General features: G+C 74.3%; 14 protein-coding genes. 5 read left to right on the top strand and 9 right to left on the bottom strand.

Annotated elements, in window-relative coordinates; all coding sequences use genetic code 11:
• Positions 1–50 precede the first annotated feature (50 nt).
• Positions 51–989, top strand: a complete 939-nt coding sequence (locus OG802_RS11285) for an oxidoreductase (protein ID WP_329409633.1) — start codon at positions 51–53, stop codon at positions 987–989.
• Here OG802_RS11285 and nirD read toward each other — a convergent pair.
• The 6 genes from nirD to OG802_RS11255 form a co-directional block, all read right to left on the bottom strand.
• The gene (gene nirD / locus OG802_RS11280) at positions 979–1,362 is read right to left on the bottom strand and encodes a nitrite reductase small subunit NirD (protein ID WP_329409630.1); all 384 of its coding nucleotides are present in this window, start codon (positions 1,360–1,362) and stop codon (positions 979–981) included. The genes OG802_RS11285 and nirD overlap by 11 nt on opposite strands.
• The gene (gene nirB / locus OG802_RS11275; protein WP_329409629.1) at positions 1,359–3,962 is read right to left on the bottom strand and encodes a nitrite reductase large subunit NirB; all 2,604 of its coding nucleotides are present in this window, start codon (positions 3,960–3,962) and stop codon (positions 1,359–1,361) included. The genes nirD and nirB overlap by 4 nt, the downstream gene beginning before the upstream one ends.
• Positions 3,962–5,200, bottom strand: coding sequence for an NAD(P)/FAD-dependent oxidoreductase (locus tag OG802_RS11270; RefSeq protein WP_329409627.1), 1,239 nt, complete (start codon positions 5,198–5,200; stop codon positions 3,962–3,964). Before OG802_RS11270 ends, nirB begins: the two co-directional genes overlap by 1 nt.
• A gap of 119 nt (positions 5,201–5,319) precedes the next feature.
• The gene (locus OG802_RS11265) at positions 5,320–5,943 is read right to left on the bottom strand and encodes a class F sortase (RefSeq protein ID WP_329409626.1); all 624 of its coding nucleotides are present in this window, start codon (positions 5,941–5,943) and stop codon (positions 5,320–5,322) included.
• A gap of 202 nt (positions 5,944–6,145) precedes the next feature.
• The gene (locus tag OG802_RS11260; protein ID WP_329409624.1) at positions 6,146–6,772 is read right to left on the bottom strand and encodes a hypothetical protein; all 627 of its coding nucleotides are present in this window, start codon (positions 6,770–6,772) and stop codon (positions 6,146–6,148) included.
• A gap of 266 nt (positions 6,773–7,038) precedes the next feature.
• Positions 7,039–7,470: a gamma-glutamylcyclotransferase family protein gene (locus OG802_RS11255; protein WP_329409621.1), complete on the bottom strand. Its 432-nt coding sequence runs from the start codon at positions 7,468–7,470 to the stop codon at positions 7,039–7,041.
• Positions 7,471–7,648: 178 nt separating this feature from the next.
• Between OG802_RS11255 and OG802_RS11250 the strand changes: the two genes are divergently transcribed.
• A complete protein-coding gene (locus tag OG802_RS11250) occupies positions 7,649–9,295 on the top strand; it encodes a M4 family metallopeptidase (protein WP_329409619.1) in 1,647 nt (548 codons plus the stop codon).
• A gap of 285 nt (positions 9,296–9,580) precedes the next feature.
• Positions 9,581–10,282: a DUF6215 domain-containing protein gene (locus tag OG802_RS11245; RefSeq protein WP_329409617.1), complete on the top strand. Its 702-nt coding sequence runs from the start codon at positions 9,581–9,583 to the stop codon at positions 10,280–10,282.
• A 99-nt stretch (positions 10,283–10,381) separates the two neighbouring features.
• Here the strand turns inward: OG802_RS11245 and OG802_RS11240 are convergent, their stop codons facing one another.
• The 3 genes from OG802_RS11240 to OG802_RS11230 form a co-directional block, all read right to left on the bottom strand.
• Positions 10,382–10,915, bottom strand: coding sequence for a hypothetical protein (locus tag OG802_RS11240; protein WP_329409614.1), 534 nt, complete (start codon positions 10,913–10,915; stop codon positions 10,382–10,384).
• A gap of 73 nt (positions 10,916–10,988) precedes the next feature.
• Positions 10,989–13,097 carry a molybdopterin oxidoreductase family protein gene (locus tag OG802_RS11235; RefSeq protein WP_329409612.1) on the bottom strand — a complete coding sequence of 703 codons (2,109 nt, stop codon included), beginning with the start codon at positions 13,095–13,097 and terminating at the stop codon, positions 10,989–10,991.
• A gap of 138 nt (positions 13,098–13,235) precedes the next feature.
• Positions 13,236–13,913: a SanA/YdcF family protein gene (locus tag OG802_RS11230; RefSeq protein ID WP_329409610.1), complete on the bottom strand. Its 678-nt coding sequence runs from the start codon at positions 13,911–13,913 to the stop codon at positions 13,236–13,238.
• Positions 13,914–14,302: 389 nt separating this feature from the next.
• Here OG802_RS11230 and OG802_RS11225 point away from each other — a divergent pair, with 389 nt between their 5' ends.
• Together OG802_RS11225 and OG802_RS11220 are read left to right on the top strand one after the other, a co-directional pair.
• A complete protein-coding gene (locus OG802_RS11225; protein ID WP_329409608.1) occupies positions 14,303–15,082 on the top strand; it encodes a sirohydrochlorin chelatase in 780 nt (259 codons plus the stop codon).
• Between the two features lie 304 nt (positions 15,083–15,386).
• Entirely contained in the window at positions 15,387–16,646 is a 1,260-nt protein-coding gene (locus tag OG802_RS11220) for a deoxyguanosinetriphosphate triphosphohydrolase (RefSeq protein ID WP_329409606.1), read from the top strand.
• Positions 16,647–16,723: the final 77 nt, after the last annotated feature.

Raw genomic sequence — 16,723 nt, 5'->3', positions numbered from 1 at the left:
TGGGGGAGGGGGTCGTAGGCTGCACCGCAGACTGCGGAGGGGGTACGGCCATGGCTGGGTGGAGTGTGCGGGACATTCCTGGGCTGGGCGGGCGTGTCGCCGTCGTCACCGGGGCCAACAGCGGGCTCGGGTACGTCACTTCGCGGGAGTTGGCCCGTAGGGGGGCGCGGGTCGTGCTTGCCTGTCGCAGTGAGGCCCGGGGGTCGGAGGCCGTGGCGCGGTTGCGGGAGGACGTGCCCGGCGCGGAGGTGGAGTTCGGGCGGCTGGACCTCGGGGATCTCTCCTCGGTGCGGGAGTTCGCGAGCGCGCTGCCGTGCGAGCGGCTCGACCTCCTCGTCAACAACGCCGGGGTGATGGCCATGCCGTACGGTTCCACCGCCGACGGGTTCGAGACGCAGTTCGGGGTGAACCACCTCGGGCACTTCGCCCTCACCGGACTGCTGCTGCCGGCGCTGCTCGAAGCCGCGAAGGGCCCGGCGGGGGCGCGTGTGGTGACCGTCTCCAGCATGGCCCACCTGCTCGGCAACATCGATCCGGGCGATCTCAACTCCAAGCGGGGATACCGGCGTTGGGTGGCCTACGGCCGCTCCAAGACGGCCAACCTGCTCTTCACGCACGAACTGGCGCGCAGGCTCGAGGCGGCCGGGGCGGGGGTCGTCGCGGCCGCCGCGCACCCGGGGTACGCGGCGACGAACCTCCAGACGGCCGGGCCGCTCGCGGAGGGGCGTCGGGGCGCCGAGCGGCTGATGACGCTCGTCAACCGGGTCGTCGCCCAGCCCGCCGAGGCCGGGGCGCTGCCCACGCTCTACGCGGCGACCGCGCCCGGTGTCCGCCCGGACTCGTTCACCGGGCCGTCGGTAGCGATGTGGCGCGGGGCGCCCGCACCGTCGTGGCGGGCGCCCTGGACCCTCGACGACCGGGCCGGGCGGCGGCTGTGGACCGCCTCCGAGCGGCTGACCGGCGTGTCCTACGACGCCCTCACGCGCTGAGGGCGGGGGTGCGGGCCGCGGTGCGCACCTCGTAGACGGCGACGCGCACCGTGTCGTCGTCCAGGCACTCCCCGCTCACCAGGTCGAACCGCTGCTTGAGGAGCGGCGAGGCGACGAACGGGCGGCCCTGGTGGGCGCCGGTCAGGCCTCGGGAGAGGACCGCCGCGCCGGTGAACGGGTCGCGGTTGTCGACGGCGTACAGGGTGCCGGAGCGGTCGCGGAAGAGGGCGACCTGGCGGCCGTCGGGCAGCAGGGCGGCCACGCCGCGGCCGGGGACGAGCCGGCTCAGGTCGCAGACCGTGAACCAGTCCGGTCCGCCCTCCTCCAGCCGGAGCTGGACCTTCAGGTCGGTGGTCTCGGGTGCCAGGGTCATCGCTGGGCGCTCCCTTCCAGGGGACGGTGGCCGATGGTCAGCAGCGGCAGGTCGGGCTTGATCTGCTCGCGTTCGGGGACGAAGCCGACGACGGGGTCGGGGGTGTCCGGGGCGTTGACGAAGGACACGAACCGGGCCAGCTTCTCGGGGTCGTTGATGGTGGTCGCCCATTCGTCGGCGTAGTGCGCGACGTGCGCGGTCATCAGGGACTCCAGCTCCTCGCAGATGCCGAGGGAGTCCTCCACCACGACGTCCCGCACGTGGTCGAGGCCGCCGGGGATGCGCTCCAGCCAGGTCGAGGTGCGCTCCAGCCGGTCGGCGGTGCGGATGTAGAACATGAGGAACCGGTCGATGAGGCGGACGAGTTCGGCGTCGGACAGGTCCTGGGCGAGGAGGTCGGCGTGGCGCGGGGTGGCGCCGCCGTTGCCGCCGACGTAGAGGTTCCAGCCGTTGGAGGTGGCGATGACGCCGAAGTCCTTCGACTGGGCCTCGGCGCACTCGCGGGCGCAGCCGGAGACGGCGGACTTGAGCTTGTGCGGGGAGCGCAGGCCGCGGTAGCGCAGCTCCAGGTCGATGGCCATGCGGACGGAGTCCTGGACGCCGTAGCGGCACCAGGTCTGGCCGACGCAGGACTTCACCGTGCGCAGCGACTTGCCGTAGGCGTGGCCGGACTCGAAGCCGGCGTCCACCAAGCGGGTCCAGATCAAGGGGAGTTGCTCGACGCGTGCGCCGAACATGTCGATGCGCTGGCCGCCGGTGATCTTCGTGTAGAGACCGAAGTCGCGGGCGATCTCGCCGATCACGATCAGTCCCTCGGGGGTGATCTCGCCGCCGGGGATGCGCGGGACGACCGAGTAGGAGCCGTTCCTCTGGAGGTTGGCGAGGAAGTGGTCGTTGGTCTCCTGCAACGCGGCCTGCTCGCCGTCCAGGACGTAGCCGCTCGCGCCGATGCTCGGGGCGAGGGACGCGATGATCGAGCCGATCGCGGGCTTGCAGACGTCGCAGCCGTCGCCGCCGCGGGCGCCGTCGCGGCCGTAGCGGTCCAGCAGGTCCTGGTAGGTGTTGATGCGCAGGGCGAGGACGATCTCGTACAGCTCCTCGCGGGTCTGCGAGAAGCAGCCGCACAGGCCCTTGTCGACCTGGACGCCGCTCGCCTCCAGCTCGGCGGTCACCAGCTGGCCGAGGACCTTGACGCAACTGCCGCAGCCGGTACCGGCCTTGGTGCACTTCTTCACCTCGGGCACGGTCGTGCAGGAGTGCTCGGTGACGGCGCCGCGGATCGTGCCCTTGGACACGTTGTGGCAGGAGCAGACGATCGCCTCGTCGGGCAGCGCGGACGGGCCGAGCTGCACGGAGTCTCCCGCGCCGGCCGGCAGGACGAGCGATTCGGGGGCGACGGGCGGCACGGATCCGGTGAAGGCGCGCAGTGTGCCGTAGGCGTCGGCGTCGCCGACCAGGATGCCGCCGAGCAGGGTGCCGTCGCGGCCGATGACCAGCTTCTTGTACAGGCCGGCGCGGGAGTCGGAGTAGACGACGTCCAGGCACTCCTCGGCGGTGCCGTGCGCGTCGCCGAAGGAGGCGACGTCCACGCCGAGCAGCTTGAGCTTGGTGGAGAGGTCGGCGCCGGTGAAGGACAGCTGCTCCGACTCGTCGTCGGCGATGGCCGCGGCGGCCGTCTCGGCCTGCTCGTAGCCGGGGGCGACGAGGCCGTAGACGCGGCCGTCGGCGGCCAGGGCGCACTCGCCGATGGCGAAGACGTGCGGGTCGGTGACGGTGCGGCACTGCTCGTCGACGGTGATGCCGCCGCGTTCGCCCACGGTCAGGCCGCAGTCGCGGGCGAGCTGGTCGCGGGGGCGGACGCCGGCGCTGAACACGACGAGGTCGGTGGCGAGTTCGGAGCCGTCGGAGAGCCGCATGCCGGTGACCGCGCCGGAGTCGTCGACCACGATCTCCTGGGTGCCCACGCCCGTGTGGACGGTGAGGCCCATGTCCTCGATGGTGCGCAGCAGGGCCGCGCCGCCGCCCGCGTCGACCTGGACGGGCATGAGGCGGGGCGCGAACTCCACGATGTGGGAGGTGAGTCCGAGGCCCTTGAGGGCGCCCGCGGCCTCCAGGCCGAGCAGTCCGCCGCCTACCACGGCGCCGGTCGTCGCGGTCTCGGCGTACTTCTCGATGGCCAGCAGGTCGTCGATGGTGCGGTAGACGAAGCAGCCCTCGGCGTCCTTGTTCGGGACGGGCGGGACGAAGGGGAACGAGCCGGTGGCGAGGACGAGCGTGTCGTACGCGAAGACCCGCCCGGAGCGGGCGACGACCTTGCGCGCCTCGCGGTCGACGGTCTCGGCCGGGTCGCCGACGTACAGCTCGATGCCGTGCGTCTCGATGAACGCCATGTCGGTCATCGACAGATCTTCGGCCGTCCTGCCCGAGAAGTACGAGGTCAGCGCCACGCGGTCGTATGCCGGCCGTGGTTCCTCGCACAGCACGACCACGCGGTGGGTGGCGGTCAGGCCGCGCTCGGCGATCGCTTCGAGGAAGCGCTGGCCGACCATGCCGTGGCCGACGAGCACGATCGTGGGGGTGGCCCCCTCAGTGGCGGTCATCAGGTGCCTCCGTCGTTGGTGAGCAGGTGGAGCAGGGGGCCGCCGTCGGAGGGGAGCGGCTCTGCTCCCTCCCAGGCGCGCGCCAGCGCGCCGACGGTGCCGAGTTCGCCGACGAGGACCCCGCCGACCAGGCGGTCGTCGCGGACGACGACCTTGCGGTAGGTGCCGCGGGTGGCGTCGGCGAGCTGCACGACGTCGTCGCCGGGGCGGGGCTCGGTCTCGCCGAACGCGGCGAGGTCGAAGGCGCTGTTCCCGGCGGGGCCCGGGGCGCCGTCCCCGGTCAGGGTGAGCCGGGTGAGGGCGCGGGTGCCGGTGTAGCGGGCGTCCGGGTCGCCGGCCAGGGACGCGGCGAGCACGTCGGCCTGTTCCAGCGCGGGGGCGGCGAGACCGTACACGGTCCCGTCGTGCTGCGCGCAGTCGCCGACCGCCCGGACGTGCGGGTCGGACGTGCGCAGTTCGTCGTCGACGAGGACGCCCTTGTGGACGGCGATCCCGGCGTCCCTGGCGAGTCCGGCGCGCGGGGAGACCCCGCAGGTCAGCACCACCAGGTCGGCGTCGAGGGCGTAGCCGTCGGCCATCTCGACCGACCGGACGGCGCCGCCGAGGCAGCGCACGTCGCGCACCCGGCACTCGGTGTGCACCTCGACGCCGAGGTCCGTGAGATGCCGCCGCACCAGCCGGGAGGCGCCGGGGTCGAGCTGGCGTTCCATGAGGCGTTCGGCCTGCTGGGCGAGGACGACCTGGGCGCCGCGGACCGCGAGCGCGCGGGCCGCGGAGACGCCGAGGAGCCCGCCGCCGATGACGACGGCCCGTACGCCCGGCCGCACCGCCTTCGACAGTCCGAGGCAGTCGTCCATGGTGCGGAAGGCGTGGACGCCCTCCGGCAGGACGTGGTCGGGGGTGAACAGGCCGCGCAGGGGCGGCAGGACCGGGTTGGAGCCGGTCGCGAGGACGAGCGTGCCGTAGGCGATCTCCGAGCCGTCCGCGCAGGCGAGGACCCGCCGGTCGCGGTCGATGCCGGTGACCTTGGCGCGGACCGCTCCGGCGGGCGCGGGCAGCGCGATGACGTCGGGGGAGTAGCGGCCGGCCAGCACCTCGGCGAGCAGGACCCGGTTGTAGGGCCGGTGCTCCTCGTCGCCGACGAGCAGCGCGGGCACGCCCAGTTCGCCGAGCCGGCGGGCGAGGCGTACGCCCGCGAGGCCGGCGCCGAGCACCACCACACGCGAATTCGAGGTCATGTCCAGGAGCGTGCGGTGCGGAGGTTACCCGGCCGCATCACCGTTGTTTCCCGTGAGGAACGCTGCCCTCAGCAGGGCCCCGGCGCAGGTGTGAGGGTTCCGGCGGCTCGGCGCGGTCCTCAGCGGCTGCCGGTGAGGTGGGCGAACACGACCACGTTGCCCTGGTAGCCGGTCGCCTTCGCGTAGCCCCCGCCGCAGGTGATCACCCGCAACTCGGGCCGGTCCGCGGCCCCGTACACCTTGGCGTCGGGGAAGTCGCGGGTCCGGTAGACCTCGACGGCGTCCACGGTGAACACCGCGGTCGTTCCGTCGCGCCGGTCCACCTCCACGGTGCTGCCCTTGCGCAGGGCGCCCAGGTCGTAGAAGACGGCGGGGCCGTCGGCGTTGTCGACGTGGCCGGCGATGATCGCGGTGCCCGTCTCGCCGGGGGTGGTGCCGGCCTCGTACCAGCCGGCGAGGTTCTCCTTCTCGGCGGGCGGGACGTCGAGGCTGCCGGAGGCGGTGAGGGCGAGGCCCGTCAGGGGGGCGTCCACGTGGATGGCGGGGACGCGGACGCGGTCGGGCGCGGAGGGCGGCAGCGCCGGCGCGGACCGGCCGGACGACCGCGGGCCGTCGGAGCGGGCCTGGGCCGCGGAGGGCTGCGGCGGGGCGTGCGTCTCGGCGCCGCTGTGCAGCAGCCATGCGCCGCAGCACAGGGAGACCGCGGTGACGGCCGTTATGGCGGTGTTGCCGACCGTGCGCATGCCGCTCCCGTCTCCGTGGTCTCGAGGTCTGCGTGGATCTCCACGTCCGCATGGCTCCCGGCCCGGGGCTGCGCGGCCTCCGCTCTCGAAGTCCGGTGGCCGGGTCGGACGGGGCCCGTGCCCCCTCCGGGCCGCGAGGGGCGTCGGGCCCGGAGGGGGAGGGGACATGCGGTACCGGCTGACGGACGGCGGAGGGTGTCCGTCAGATCCCGTCGCCTCTCGCCCGGCGATGCAGGAGCCAGGTACCGCCCGCGGCGGCGACGGCGAGAGCCGCCACTCCGGCCGCGGTCTGAACGGGGTCGGGGCCCAGAGCGCCGCCGACCCCCGTCTTGACACTTCCGCGCGGGGCGACCGGCTGCCGGTCCGAGGCCAGCACGACCACCAGGTCCCCGGTGATCCGCCGTCCGTCCCCGGCGCACTGCGCGACGAGCTCGTAGGTGCCCGGCTGCGCGCTCGGCGGCACCAGGAACCGTCCGACGGCCTCGCCCTCGTGGGTGGCGGGCGCGAGCGTGAAGCGGCCGGCGCCCACCGCCCCGGCGTCGCCCGCCGCCGAACCGCCGTCCCCGCAGGCCGCGGTGTTCACCGAGACCTGTCCGCCGGGCACGGCGGTGGCGGGGTAGACCTCCAGCTGCCCGCCGGGGGAGGCGGCGCGGACGCCGGAGGCCTGTGCGGGCGCGGCGAAGCCGGCCGCCGCGACGACGGCGAGCGCGGCGCCGGCCAGTACGCGGGCGGTGCGGACGCCGGCCGGGCGGGCGGAGCGGCGGGCGGTGCGGGGGAGCGGACGACGGGCGGTACGGCGGGGGGTGTGCCGGACGGTACGGCGTCGCATCGGTGCTCCTCCGAGCTGTTCGGGAATCCCTGCCCTTCCGAGGTAAGTCGCCGCGCGGCGAGCGCGCTTGCTGAGGGTGTGTCAGGAATGGGATGAATGGGTGTCAGATCCATCGGAGCCCGGACCTCCCGCGCCGCTGTTTCGGCAGGTCAGAGGCATGGCGACGGCCGAGCGCGGAAAAGTTTCCGCGGGGCGGGTGAACGGGTGAGGCGACTGCCGGCCGCCCGCCCGCGCTCACCGTCGGGTCGGCCGGTCCCCGCCCGCGCTCACCGCCGGGTCAGCCAGTCCCCGCCCTCGATGGGCTTGCCGCGGGCCCGCAGGGCGGCGGCGACGGCGGGTGCGGCGACGTACACCCAGGCGCGCGCGGGCGCGGAGCCGTCCACGCGGACCACCTCGCGCGCGACGCGTTCGTAGAGGTTGCGCGGGTCGCCCGGCCTGTACTCCTCCAGCCGGTCCAGGTCGGCGAGCAGCCGGGCGTACTCCTCGGGGCGGGCCGTCACGAGTTCGCCGGAGACCGCCGCGCCCGCCGCGCCCGGCGCCTCGACCGCGTAGGGGTAGCCGGGTCCGTCGTACAGCAGCGCGCCCGTGAGCCGGGCCGGTTCCTCGCGGAGGGTGCGGCCGCGCAGGAGGAGGTCGTGGTTGGCCTCGCCGGGGCGGAGCGTGCCGTAGACGAAGAAGGGGAGTTCGGGGGCGATCACGGAAACGATTCTCTCCCCTCACGGGCTCCTCACCGGTCCGTTGCGCATGCGCTATGGACATGACATGTCATGCCCTCTTAAATGCCAGGACGACATCAGCGCCACCTCCACCGGCCCGGTCACGGGCCGGCCCCACACGCGCCCCCCACGGCGCCTTCCCGAGGAGACCGAGACACTGATGAGTCGGATACGGCTGCACGTCCGAGGTTCCCGTCTCGCCACCGCCGGCATCGCCGCCACCACGGCCACGCTCCTGGCCGCCGTACTCTCCCCGGCCGCCGACGCGACCGACAGACCGACCAGGGCGACCGCGCTCGACAACGCGGCGACGGCCCTCGCCGACCACGCGGCGACGCTGGACCTCAGCGCCGTGCAGGGCACGTCCGTGCGGGACGTGATCGTCGACAAGGACGGCGCCCAGCACGTGCGCTACGACCGCACCTACCGTCAACTGCCGGTCCTCGGCGGCGACTTCGTCGTCCACCTCGGCCGCGACGGCGCGTTCCGCAGCGCCGACCGGGCGACGAGGGCGGCGATCTCGCTGGCGAGCATCACCCCGAAGGTGTCCGCGCCCAAGGCCGCCGACGTCGCCGTCAACGCCCTGCGCGCGGCCAACCTGGGCACATCGCTGAAGCAGGTGAAGGCCAAGCCGGAACTGGTCGTCGACGCCCTGCACGGCGCCCCGAGACTGGCCTGGCGCACGAACGCCGTCGGCCTGGACTCGCTGGGCAACCCGGTCGCCCGCGCGGTGCTCACCGACGCCCGCACCGGCGCCCAGATCGACGCCTGGGACACGATCGAGACGGCCACCGGCGACGGCAAGTCCCTGTACAGCGGCACGGTACCGCTGGAGACGACCGCCTCGGGATCGACGTACCAGCTCAAGGACCCCACACGCGGCAACACCTACACCGGCGACGCGGCCAACAAGACCGACCTGTGCATCTTCGGCATCTGCTTCAGCCGCGCCCCCGCGACCCTGTTCACCGACGCCGACAACCACTGGGGCACCGGTGCGGCCGCCGACCGCTCCACCGCAGCCGTCGACGCCCAGTACGGCACCGACGCGACCTGGGACTACTACAAGAACGTGCACGGCCGCAACGGCATCGGCAACGACGGCAAGGGCTCCTACAACCGCGTCCACTACGGCAACAGCTACAACAACGCCTTCTGGGACGACAGTTGCTTCTGCATGACCTACGGTGACGGCGACGGCACCCAGATGGGCCCGTTGGTCGCCCTGGACGTGGCCGGACACGAGATGTCCCACGGCGTGACCTCGAAGACCGCCAAGCTGACCTACTCGGGCGAGTCGGGCGGCCTCAACGAGGCGACGTCCGACATCTTCGGCTCGCTGGTCGAGTTCCACGCGGCCAACAGCCAGGACGTCGGTGACTACCTCATCGGCGAGGAGATCGTCCGCTCCGGCTTCGGCAAGGACGCCCTGCGCTACATGGACAAGCCGAGCAGGGACGGCAAGTCGGCGGACAACTGGAGCAGTTCGGTCGGCAACCTCGACGTCCACTACTCCTCCGGCGTCGCCAACCACTTCGCCTACCTCCTCGCCGAGGGCAGCGGGGCCAAGACCGTCAACGGCGTCTCCTACAACTCCCCGACGGCGAACGGCTCCACGGTCACCGGCATCGGCCGCGACAAGCTCGGCGCGATCTGGTACCGGGCCCTGACCGTCTACATGACGTCCTCGACGAACTACGCCGGGGCCAGGGCGGCCACCCTGAACGCGGCCAAGGACCTCTACGGCGCGGGCAGCACGGAGTACAACACGGTGGCGGCGGCCTGGAGTGCCGTCAACGTGAACTGACCCGCTGACGCGAGCCGAGCCGAGCCGGCCTCCGGCGTCCGGGGGAGCGTCCCCGGCAGCCGGAGGCCGGAGCGGGCCCGGACCCCGCCGAAAGGGGCGGTCCCCGCTCGGGGGCGGGCCGCTCCCGCCCGGCCCTCGGGCTCCGCTCCCGGCGCCGCCCGGCGGGGGTGCGGAATCCCGCTTCCCCGCGGCCTGGGCACCCGTTACGCTCCCTCCGCGCGCATCCGGCGCGAGCAGGGGTCCCGGGATGCCGGGAGCACCGGGGCAATGGGGACAGTGGGGGACATGAGCGAAGAAGTTGCCGCGCCCGAAAAGGGCCCGAACCCGTGGGCTCAGGCGATAGCGGCGCTGGTGGTGGTCGGCGCGCTGGGGGGCGCGCTGTTCGTGCTCCAGAAGAACGACGCCAAGGCGGCGGACGAACCGGCGGTCTGCTCGGCCTCCGACGCGGACAAGAAGGCCGACGCGGTCGCCAAGGCGGCGCACCGCGTCTCCGGGACGCAGCTGTGCGACGCCCTGAACCGGGCGAACCTGCCGACGCTCCTCGGCACGCCGGGCGAGCACGCGAAGACGGCCTACGGCAGCGACGGCTCGGTCGGCACGGGCGGCAAGCAGATACCGACGCCCGAGGCGACCGTCCAACTCGACACCTACACCGTCCAGTTGACCCGGTCCTACGACCGCCTGCCGATCGGCGGGATGGCGGACCTGCTGAGCGAGGCGCAGCCGAAGACGATCGCGGGCCACCCCGCGGTGCTCTACTCGACCCAGACCATCGCCATCCGCTTCAACCTCGGCGGCGGCAAGTCCGAGTCCGGCCCCGGCGGCATCGCCCGGGCCCTCGTCATCGCCCCCGACGCCAAGGACCGCGGCGGCTCCTACGAGCTGACCATCTGGCGCCAGGACCGCATGCGCCCGGACGACACGGCACTGCTGCGCATCGCGCAACAGGTCCTCCCCACCATCCCGGGCTGGGCGACGGGCGGCTGACGCACGAGCGCCGGGTGACGGCCGTCTGCCCCTCACGGGCGTCTGCCCCTGACGGGCGGCTGTCCGTGACGTGTGGCTGTCCCTGACGGGCGGCCCGCGTCAGCCGCCGAAGCCGTCCCGGACGATGCGGCGGGCCACCGCGGTGCGGGCGGCGGCCAGTTCGGCGGCGACGAGCCGTTCCCGTTCGGCGTCCATCACCACCGCGGCCGTCACCGACGGGCCGGCCGTCAGGGACGTGCGCCTGAGGTGGGTGGGCGGATGGGTCGAGTCGACGCTGTGCCCGCGAAGGACGCCGACCCGGCGCTGCCGCTCGTACTCGCTCTCGGGAACGGACGCCATGTAGGCGGTGAGCCGCTCCCATATCCCGTCCGCGCCCGCCTGGGCCTCGCGGACGCCTCTTCCGCCGGCCATCGCCGCCCGGTTGGCCTCACGGCGCAGGAGAAGCCCGACCGAGTCCGTCACCAGAAGCCGGTCCATGAGTTCGACGGCCGCCGCCGTGGACCCGGCGTGCGCGGCCGTGCGGTCGGCCAGGTACTCGGCCCGCTGACTCGCCTGGAGCATCAGTCGGTCGAGCAGGAACAGCACTCCGCGCAGCAGCAGGCGCGGCCCCGCGTACAGCAGGTTGACGGCCATCTCGACGGGGGTCGGCGAGGGGGTCGGCGCGACGAAGTAGTACCAGGTGGTGAGCGAGCCCCAACAGCCGTGTCTAGTCGGCCAGTTCGACGCGTACCGCGCAGGACTTGAACTCCGGCATGCGGGAGGTGGGGTCCAGGGCGGGGTTGGTCAGGGTGTTGGCGCGGCCCTCGCCCGGCCAGTGGAACGGCATGAAGACGGTGTCCGGGCGGATGCCCGCGGTGATCCGCGCCGGGGCGACGGCGCGCCCGCGCCGGGAGACGACCGCCAGCCGGTCGCCCTCGGCTGCCCCGAGCCGCGCGGCCAGCCGGGGGTGCAGCTCCACGAACGGGCCGGGGGCGGCGGCGTTCAGCTCGTCCACGCGCCGGGTCTGCGCGCCGGACTGGTACTGCGCCACGACCCGGCCGGTGGTGAGCAGCACGGGGTAGTCGTCGTCCGGCTCCTCGGCGTTCGGGCGGTGGACGACCGGGACGAAGCGGGCGCGGCCGTCCGGTGTGGCGAACCGGTCGAGGAAGAGCCGGGGTGTGCCGGGCGCGGGCTCGTCGTCGCGCGGTTCGTCGTCGCCGGGCTCGCCGCCCCGGGCCGGGCAGGGCCAGAACACGCCGTTCTCCTCGGCGAGCCGGCGGTAGCTGATCCCGGAGTAGTCGGCGGCGCCGCCCGCGCTGGCCCGCCGCAGTTCCTCGAAGACCTCCTCGGGCTCGACCGGGAAGCCCTTATCCACGCCCAGCCGGGCCGCCAGTTCGTGCAGCACCTCCAGGTCGCTGCGCACGCCGTCCGGGGCGTCGACCGCCTGCCGGCGCAGCAGGACCCTGCCCTCCAGGCTGGTGGTGGTCCCCGTCTCCTCCGCCCACTGGGTGACCGGCAGGACGACGTCCGCGAGGGCCGCCGTCTCCGACAGGACGACGTCGCAGACGGCGAGGAAGTCCAGCGAGCCGAGGCGTTCCTCGACGTGCGAGGCGTGCGGCGCGGACACCACCGGGTTCGACCCCATGAGCAGCAGCGCGCGGATGTCCGTGCCCAGCGCGTCCAGCATCTCGTAGGCGCTGCGCCCGGGGCCGGGCAGCGAGTCGGGGTCCACGCCCCACACCCCGGCCACGTGCGCCCGCGCCGCCGGGTCGTCCAGTCTGCGGTAGCCGGGGAGCTGGTCGGCCTTCTGGCCGTGCTCGCGTCCGCCCTGTCCGTTGCCCTGGCCGGTCAGGCAGCCGTAGCCGCTGAGCGGCCGCCCCGCCCGGCCCGTCGCCAGGCACAGGTTGATCCACGCGCCGACCGTGTCGGTGCCCTTGGACTGCTGCTCGGGCCCGCGCGCGGTGAGCACCATCGCGGCCTCGGGCTCGCAGAACATCCGTACCGTCTCCCGCAGTTGCGGAACGGACACCCCCGTGATCCGCTCCACGTACTCCGGCCAGTGGGCCATGGCGGCCGCGCGGGCCTCCTCCCAGCCCACGGTCCGCTCGCGCACGTACTCCTCGTCGACCCGCCCCTCGGCGACGATCAGGTGCAGCAGGCCGAGCGCCAGCGCGAGATCGGTGCCCGGCCGGGGCGCGAGATGCAGGTCCGCCTGTTCGGCGGTCCTGGTGCGGCGCGGGTCGATCACGATCAACGTGCCGCCGTTGTCGCGCAGTTCGCCGAAGAACCGCAGAGCGGGCGGCATGGTCTCGGCGAGGTTGGAGCCGACGAGGATCACGCACCCCGTCCTCGGGATGTCCTCCAGCGGGAAGGGCAGGCCCCGGTCCAGCCCGAACGCCCTGACGCCGGCCGCCGCGGCGGACGACATGCAGAAGCGGCCGTTGTAGTCGATCTGCGAGGTGCCGAGGACGACCCGCGCGAACTTGCCGAGGGTGTACGCCTTCTCGTTGGTGAGCCCGCCCCCGCCGAACACGCCGAGCGCGTCGGCCCCGTGCTCGTCCCGGATCCGGCCCAGCCGCGAGGCGATCCGGTCCAGGGCCTCCTCCCAGGAGGCCGGCCTCAGCGAGCCGGCGTCGCGCACCAGGGGCGAGGTCAGGCGCACCGCGGAGGAGAGCACCGCGGGCGCTGTGCGGCCCTTGCCGCACAGCGCGCCGCGGTTCACCGGGAAGTCGGGCCGCTCGACCACCTCGACGCCCCCCGTGGGCAGAGGCGACAGGGCCATCCCGCACTGCAGGGCGCAGTACGGGCAGTGGGTGGGCGTCGAGGCGGTCCGCATGCGCTTCAGCGTGCGTCGGCCGTGTTACGCCCTGTGCCGTCTGCTGTTACGGCGGTGTGGTGGTGCCCTCCCCGCCGCCTCCCGGCCCTCGTGAGGTGGTCGCCGTCGCCGTCTCTGTCCCCTGCGCCGGGCCGGGGGTCACCCGGCGGAGTCGAGGGCCCGGGCCACGCCCTTCTCCTTCAGACCGAGGAAGCGGGGGTCCGGCTCGAACACCGCGTCCAGCGCCGCCTTGCCGGCCGCGAGGATCTCGCGGGCGCCCCCGTAGTACCAGGTCACGTCGTGTTTCGCCTCGACCCCGACGCCGTACGACGCCACCCCCGCCGCCTCGCACAGGGCGACGGCGCGCCGGATGTGGAAGCCCTGGCTGATCAGCACGGCCCGGTCCACGCCGAAGATCTTCTTGGCACGCACACAGGAGTCCCAGGTGTCGAACCCGGCGTAGTCGCTGACGATCCGCTCGTCGGGCACGCCGTGCCGGGTGAGGTAGACGCGCATCGCGTCGGGCTCGTCGTAGTCCTCGCGGCTGTTGTCGCCGGTGACGAGAACGACCTCGATGCGTCCCGCGCGGTACAGCTTCGCCGCCGCGTCCAGCCGGTGGGCGAGGTAGGGCGACGGCTCGCCGTCCCACAGCCCGGCGCCGAAGACCACGGCCACCTCGGTGCGCGGCGCGTCCGCGGTGGTGCCCAGCCGTCCGGCCGTGGACACGTACAGCCAGGTCGCCGGCAGCAGCGCCAGCACGCACCCGGCCATCACGGCCTGCACCGAGCGACGCCGGCCCGCGCGCGTGCGCGGCAACCGCAGCCGACGGATGTTCATACGGTGTCCCCCAGGTGTGGCGCTCCGGCAGGCCGAACGGCCCTTCGGTCCGGGAAGACGCGTCCGGCGATGCTCCGGTTCGCGCCCGCGCCGCACGTCACACCGCGCGCCGCACGTCACACCGCGCGCCGCATGTCACACCCTGCGCCGCATGTCACACCCCGCGCCGCAGTCACATCCTGCGCCGCACGTCACGCCCGCCCCCATCACGCCCCGCGCCGCACCGCGCACCCGCGCGCCCTCGATTCGCACCCGTGCCCGGTGGGCCGCCTCTCGCACTCCTCGCGCGCCGCCGTCTCACACCGGGGCCGGGGCCGCCGTGAACCGCCGGAAAACAGTCGTGACGGTCAGGCAACGGGGGTGCAACCTCGTGCCGCCAGGATCGAGGCATGAGCCAGTCAAGCCTCGTGCAGCTCGACGCCCGCCGGAACGCCTGCCCGCCCACGCTGGTCGTCGTCGCCCACGGCAGCCGCGACCCGCGCGCGCTGAGCACCGTCCGCGCCCTGCTGGACGAAGTGCGCGCCCGCCGCCCCGGCCTGCCGGTGCGCCTGGGCCACATCGAGCTGAACGAGCCGCTGCTGACGGACACCCTCGCCGACCTCGACGCCCGCGGCACCGCGGACGCCGTCCTGGCGCCCCTGCTCCTGGCCCGCGGCCACCACGTCAAGCGGGACATCCCCGAGGCGGCCGCCGCGGTCCGGGTACGCACGCGCGTGGCCGCGCCGCTGGGCCCGCACCCCCTACTCGCCGACGCCCTGCTCGCCCGGCTCGTCGAGGCGGGCTGGCGCACCGACATGACACCGGCGGAGCGCGCCGCGAGCGCGGTCGTCCTCGCCGCCGCGGGCTCGCGCGACCCCGACTCGGCCCTCGACACCCGCCGCACGGCCCGGCTCCTGGCCGGACGGCTCGGCGTCCCGGTCGTCCCCGCCTACGCGTCGACGGCGGCCCCGACGGTCACGACGGCGCTGCGCGCCCTGGCGGCGAGGGGCCGCGACAGGGTGGCGGTCGCCTCCTGCTTCACCGCTCCGGGGCGCTTCGCGACGGAGTGCGCGCAGCAGGCGCCCTGGATCGCGTCGTCACCCCTGGGCACCCACCCCGCGATGGCCGACCTGCTGCTCCACCGCTACGACCGGGCGCTCGCGGCCGGGGCCGAGAGCAGCGCGGCCTGACAGGACGCCGGACCGGACGACCCCCGCCGGCGCCGCCCCCGCACCCCGTGCCCCGCGCCCTGTGCCCTGTTGTGCCCCGGGCTCCTGACGGGGCGCCACGTCGCCCCCGTCCAGCGGCTCCACCGCGCCCGGACGAGCGACCGCAGCCACCGCACACGACTCACCCCCTGCACAGGGCATCCGACGAGTACGCCGCCCGCCGCCCGAACCGGTACGCCCCCGGAATCCGGCCGGCGTACCACCGGCACCGCCCCCGGCGGCCGAGCGACGCCCGATTGTCACCGCGGCCGCTTACTGTCGAGGCATGCCCTACGACTTGCCGTCAACGGAACGCTGGGCGGCGGAGCCCGACAAGCGGCCCGGCCGCACCGCCTTCCAGCGCGACCGCGCCCGCATCCTGCACTCCTCGGCGCTCAGGAGACTCGCCGGCAAGACCCAGGTGGTGACGCCCGGCACCCGCACGGACGCCTGGGACGCCACCCCGCGCACCCGCCTCACCCACTCCCTGGAGTGCGCCCAGGTCGGGCGGGAACTCGGCGCGGCGCTGGGCTGCGACCCCGATCTGGTCGAGGCGGCCTGTCTCTCCCACGACCTCGGTCACCCCCCGTTCGGCCACAACGGCGAACAGGCGCTCAACGACTTCGCGCGCGACTGCGGCGGCTTCGAGGGCAACGCGCAGTCGCTCAGGCTCCTCACCCGCATCGAGCCGAAGCGCTTCACGCCCGAGGGGTCGGTGGGCCTCAACCTCACCCGGGCCGCCCTCGACGCCGCGACCAAGTACCCCTGGGCCCGCGGCGCGCACCCCGCCGACCCCGCCTCGCCGAAGTTCGGCGTCTACGAGGACGACCGGCCCGTCTTCGACTGGGTCCGCAAGGAGGCCCCCGGCGCCCGCACCTGCTTCGAGGCGCAGGTCATGGACTGGGCGGACGACGTCGCGTACTCGGTGCACGACGTGGAGGACGGCCTGCACGCGGGGCACGTCGATCCCGGCTGCCTGCGCGCCGAGCCCGAGCGGCAGGAGGTCTTCCGGGTCGCCGTCGGCCGCTACGTGCCCGCCGGCACCGATCCGGCCGAACTCGCGGCCGCCCTCGACCGGCTCCAGGACCAGCCGTGGTGGCCGCACGGCTACGACGGCACGGCGGCCGCCCAGGCCCGCCTGAAGGACGCCACCAGTCAGCTCATCGGCCGCTTCTGCCTCGCCGCCGAGGGCGCCACCCGCGCGCGGCACGGCACGGGCCCCCTGACCCGCTACGACGCGGAACTCGTCGTCCCGTACGAGACGCGGCTGGAGTGCGCGGTCCTCAAGGCGGTCGCCGACCTGTACGTCATGCAGCGCGCCGAACAGGCGCTGCTGCGCGCCGACCAGCGCGTCGTCATCAGCGAGCTGGCCGACGCCCTCACCGTGCGCGCCCCCGACGGCCTCGACCCCCAGTTCCGCGCCCTGTTCGACCAGGCCCCCGACGACCGCGCCCGCAAGCGCGTCGTCGTGGACCAGATCGCGTCCCTCACCGACGCCTCGGCGCGCTCGCTGCACGCCCGCCTCACCGGGCGCACCGGACCGTGACCGGGGGCGTCGCCGGGACCGCGGGCGGGACGCGGCCGGGGCCGCGGCCGAGGGCGCGCGCGGTACGCCCGAACGGG

This window comes from Streptomyces sp. NBC_00704, assembly GCF_036226605.1.
In the GTDB taxonomy this organism is placed as follows: Bacteria; Actinomycetota; Actinomycetes; order Streptomycetales; family Streptomycetaceae; genus Streptomyces.
This window is presented reverse-complemented; position numbering and strand designations above follow the sequence as displayed.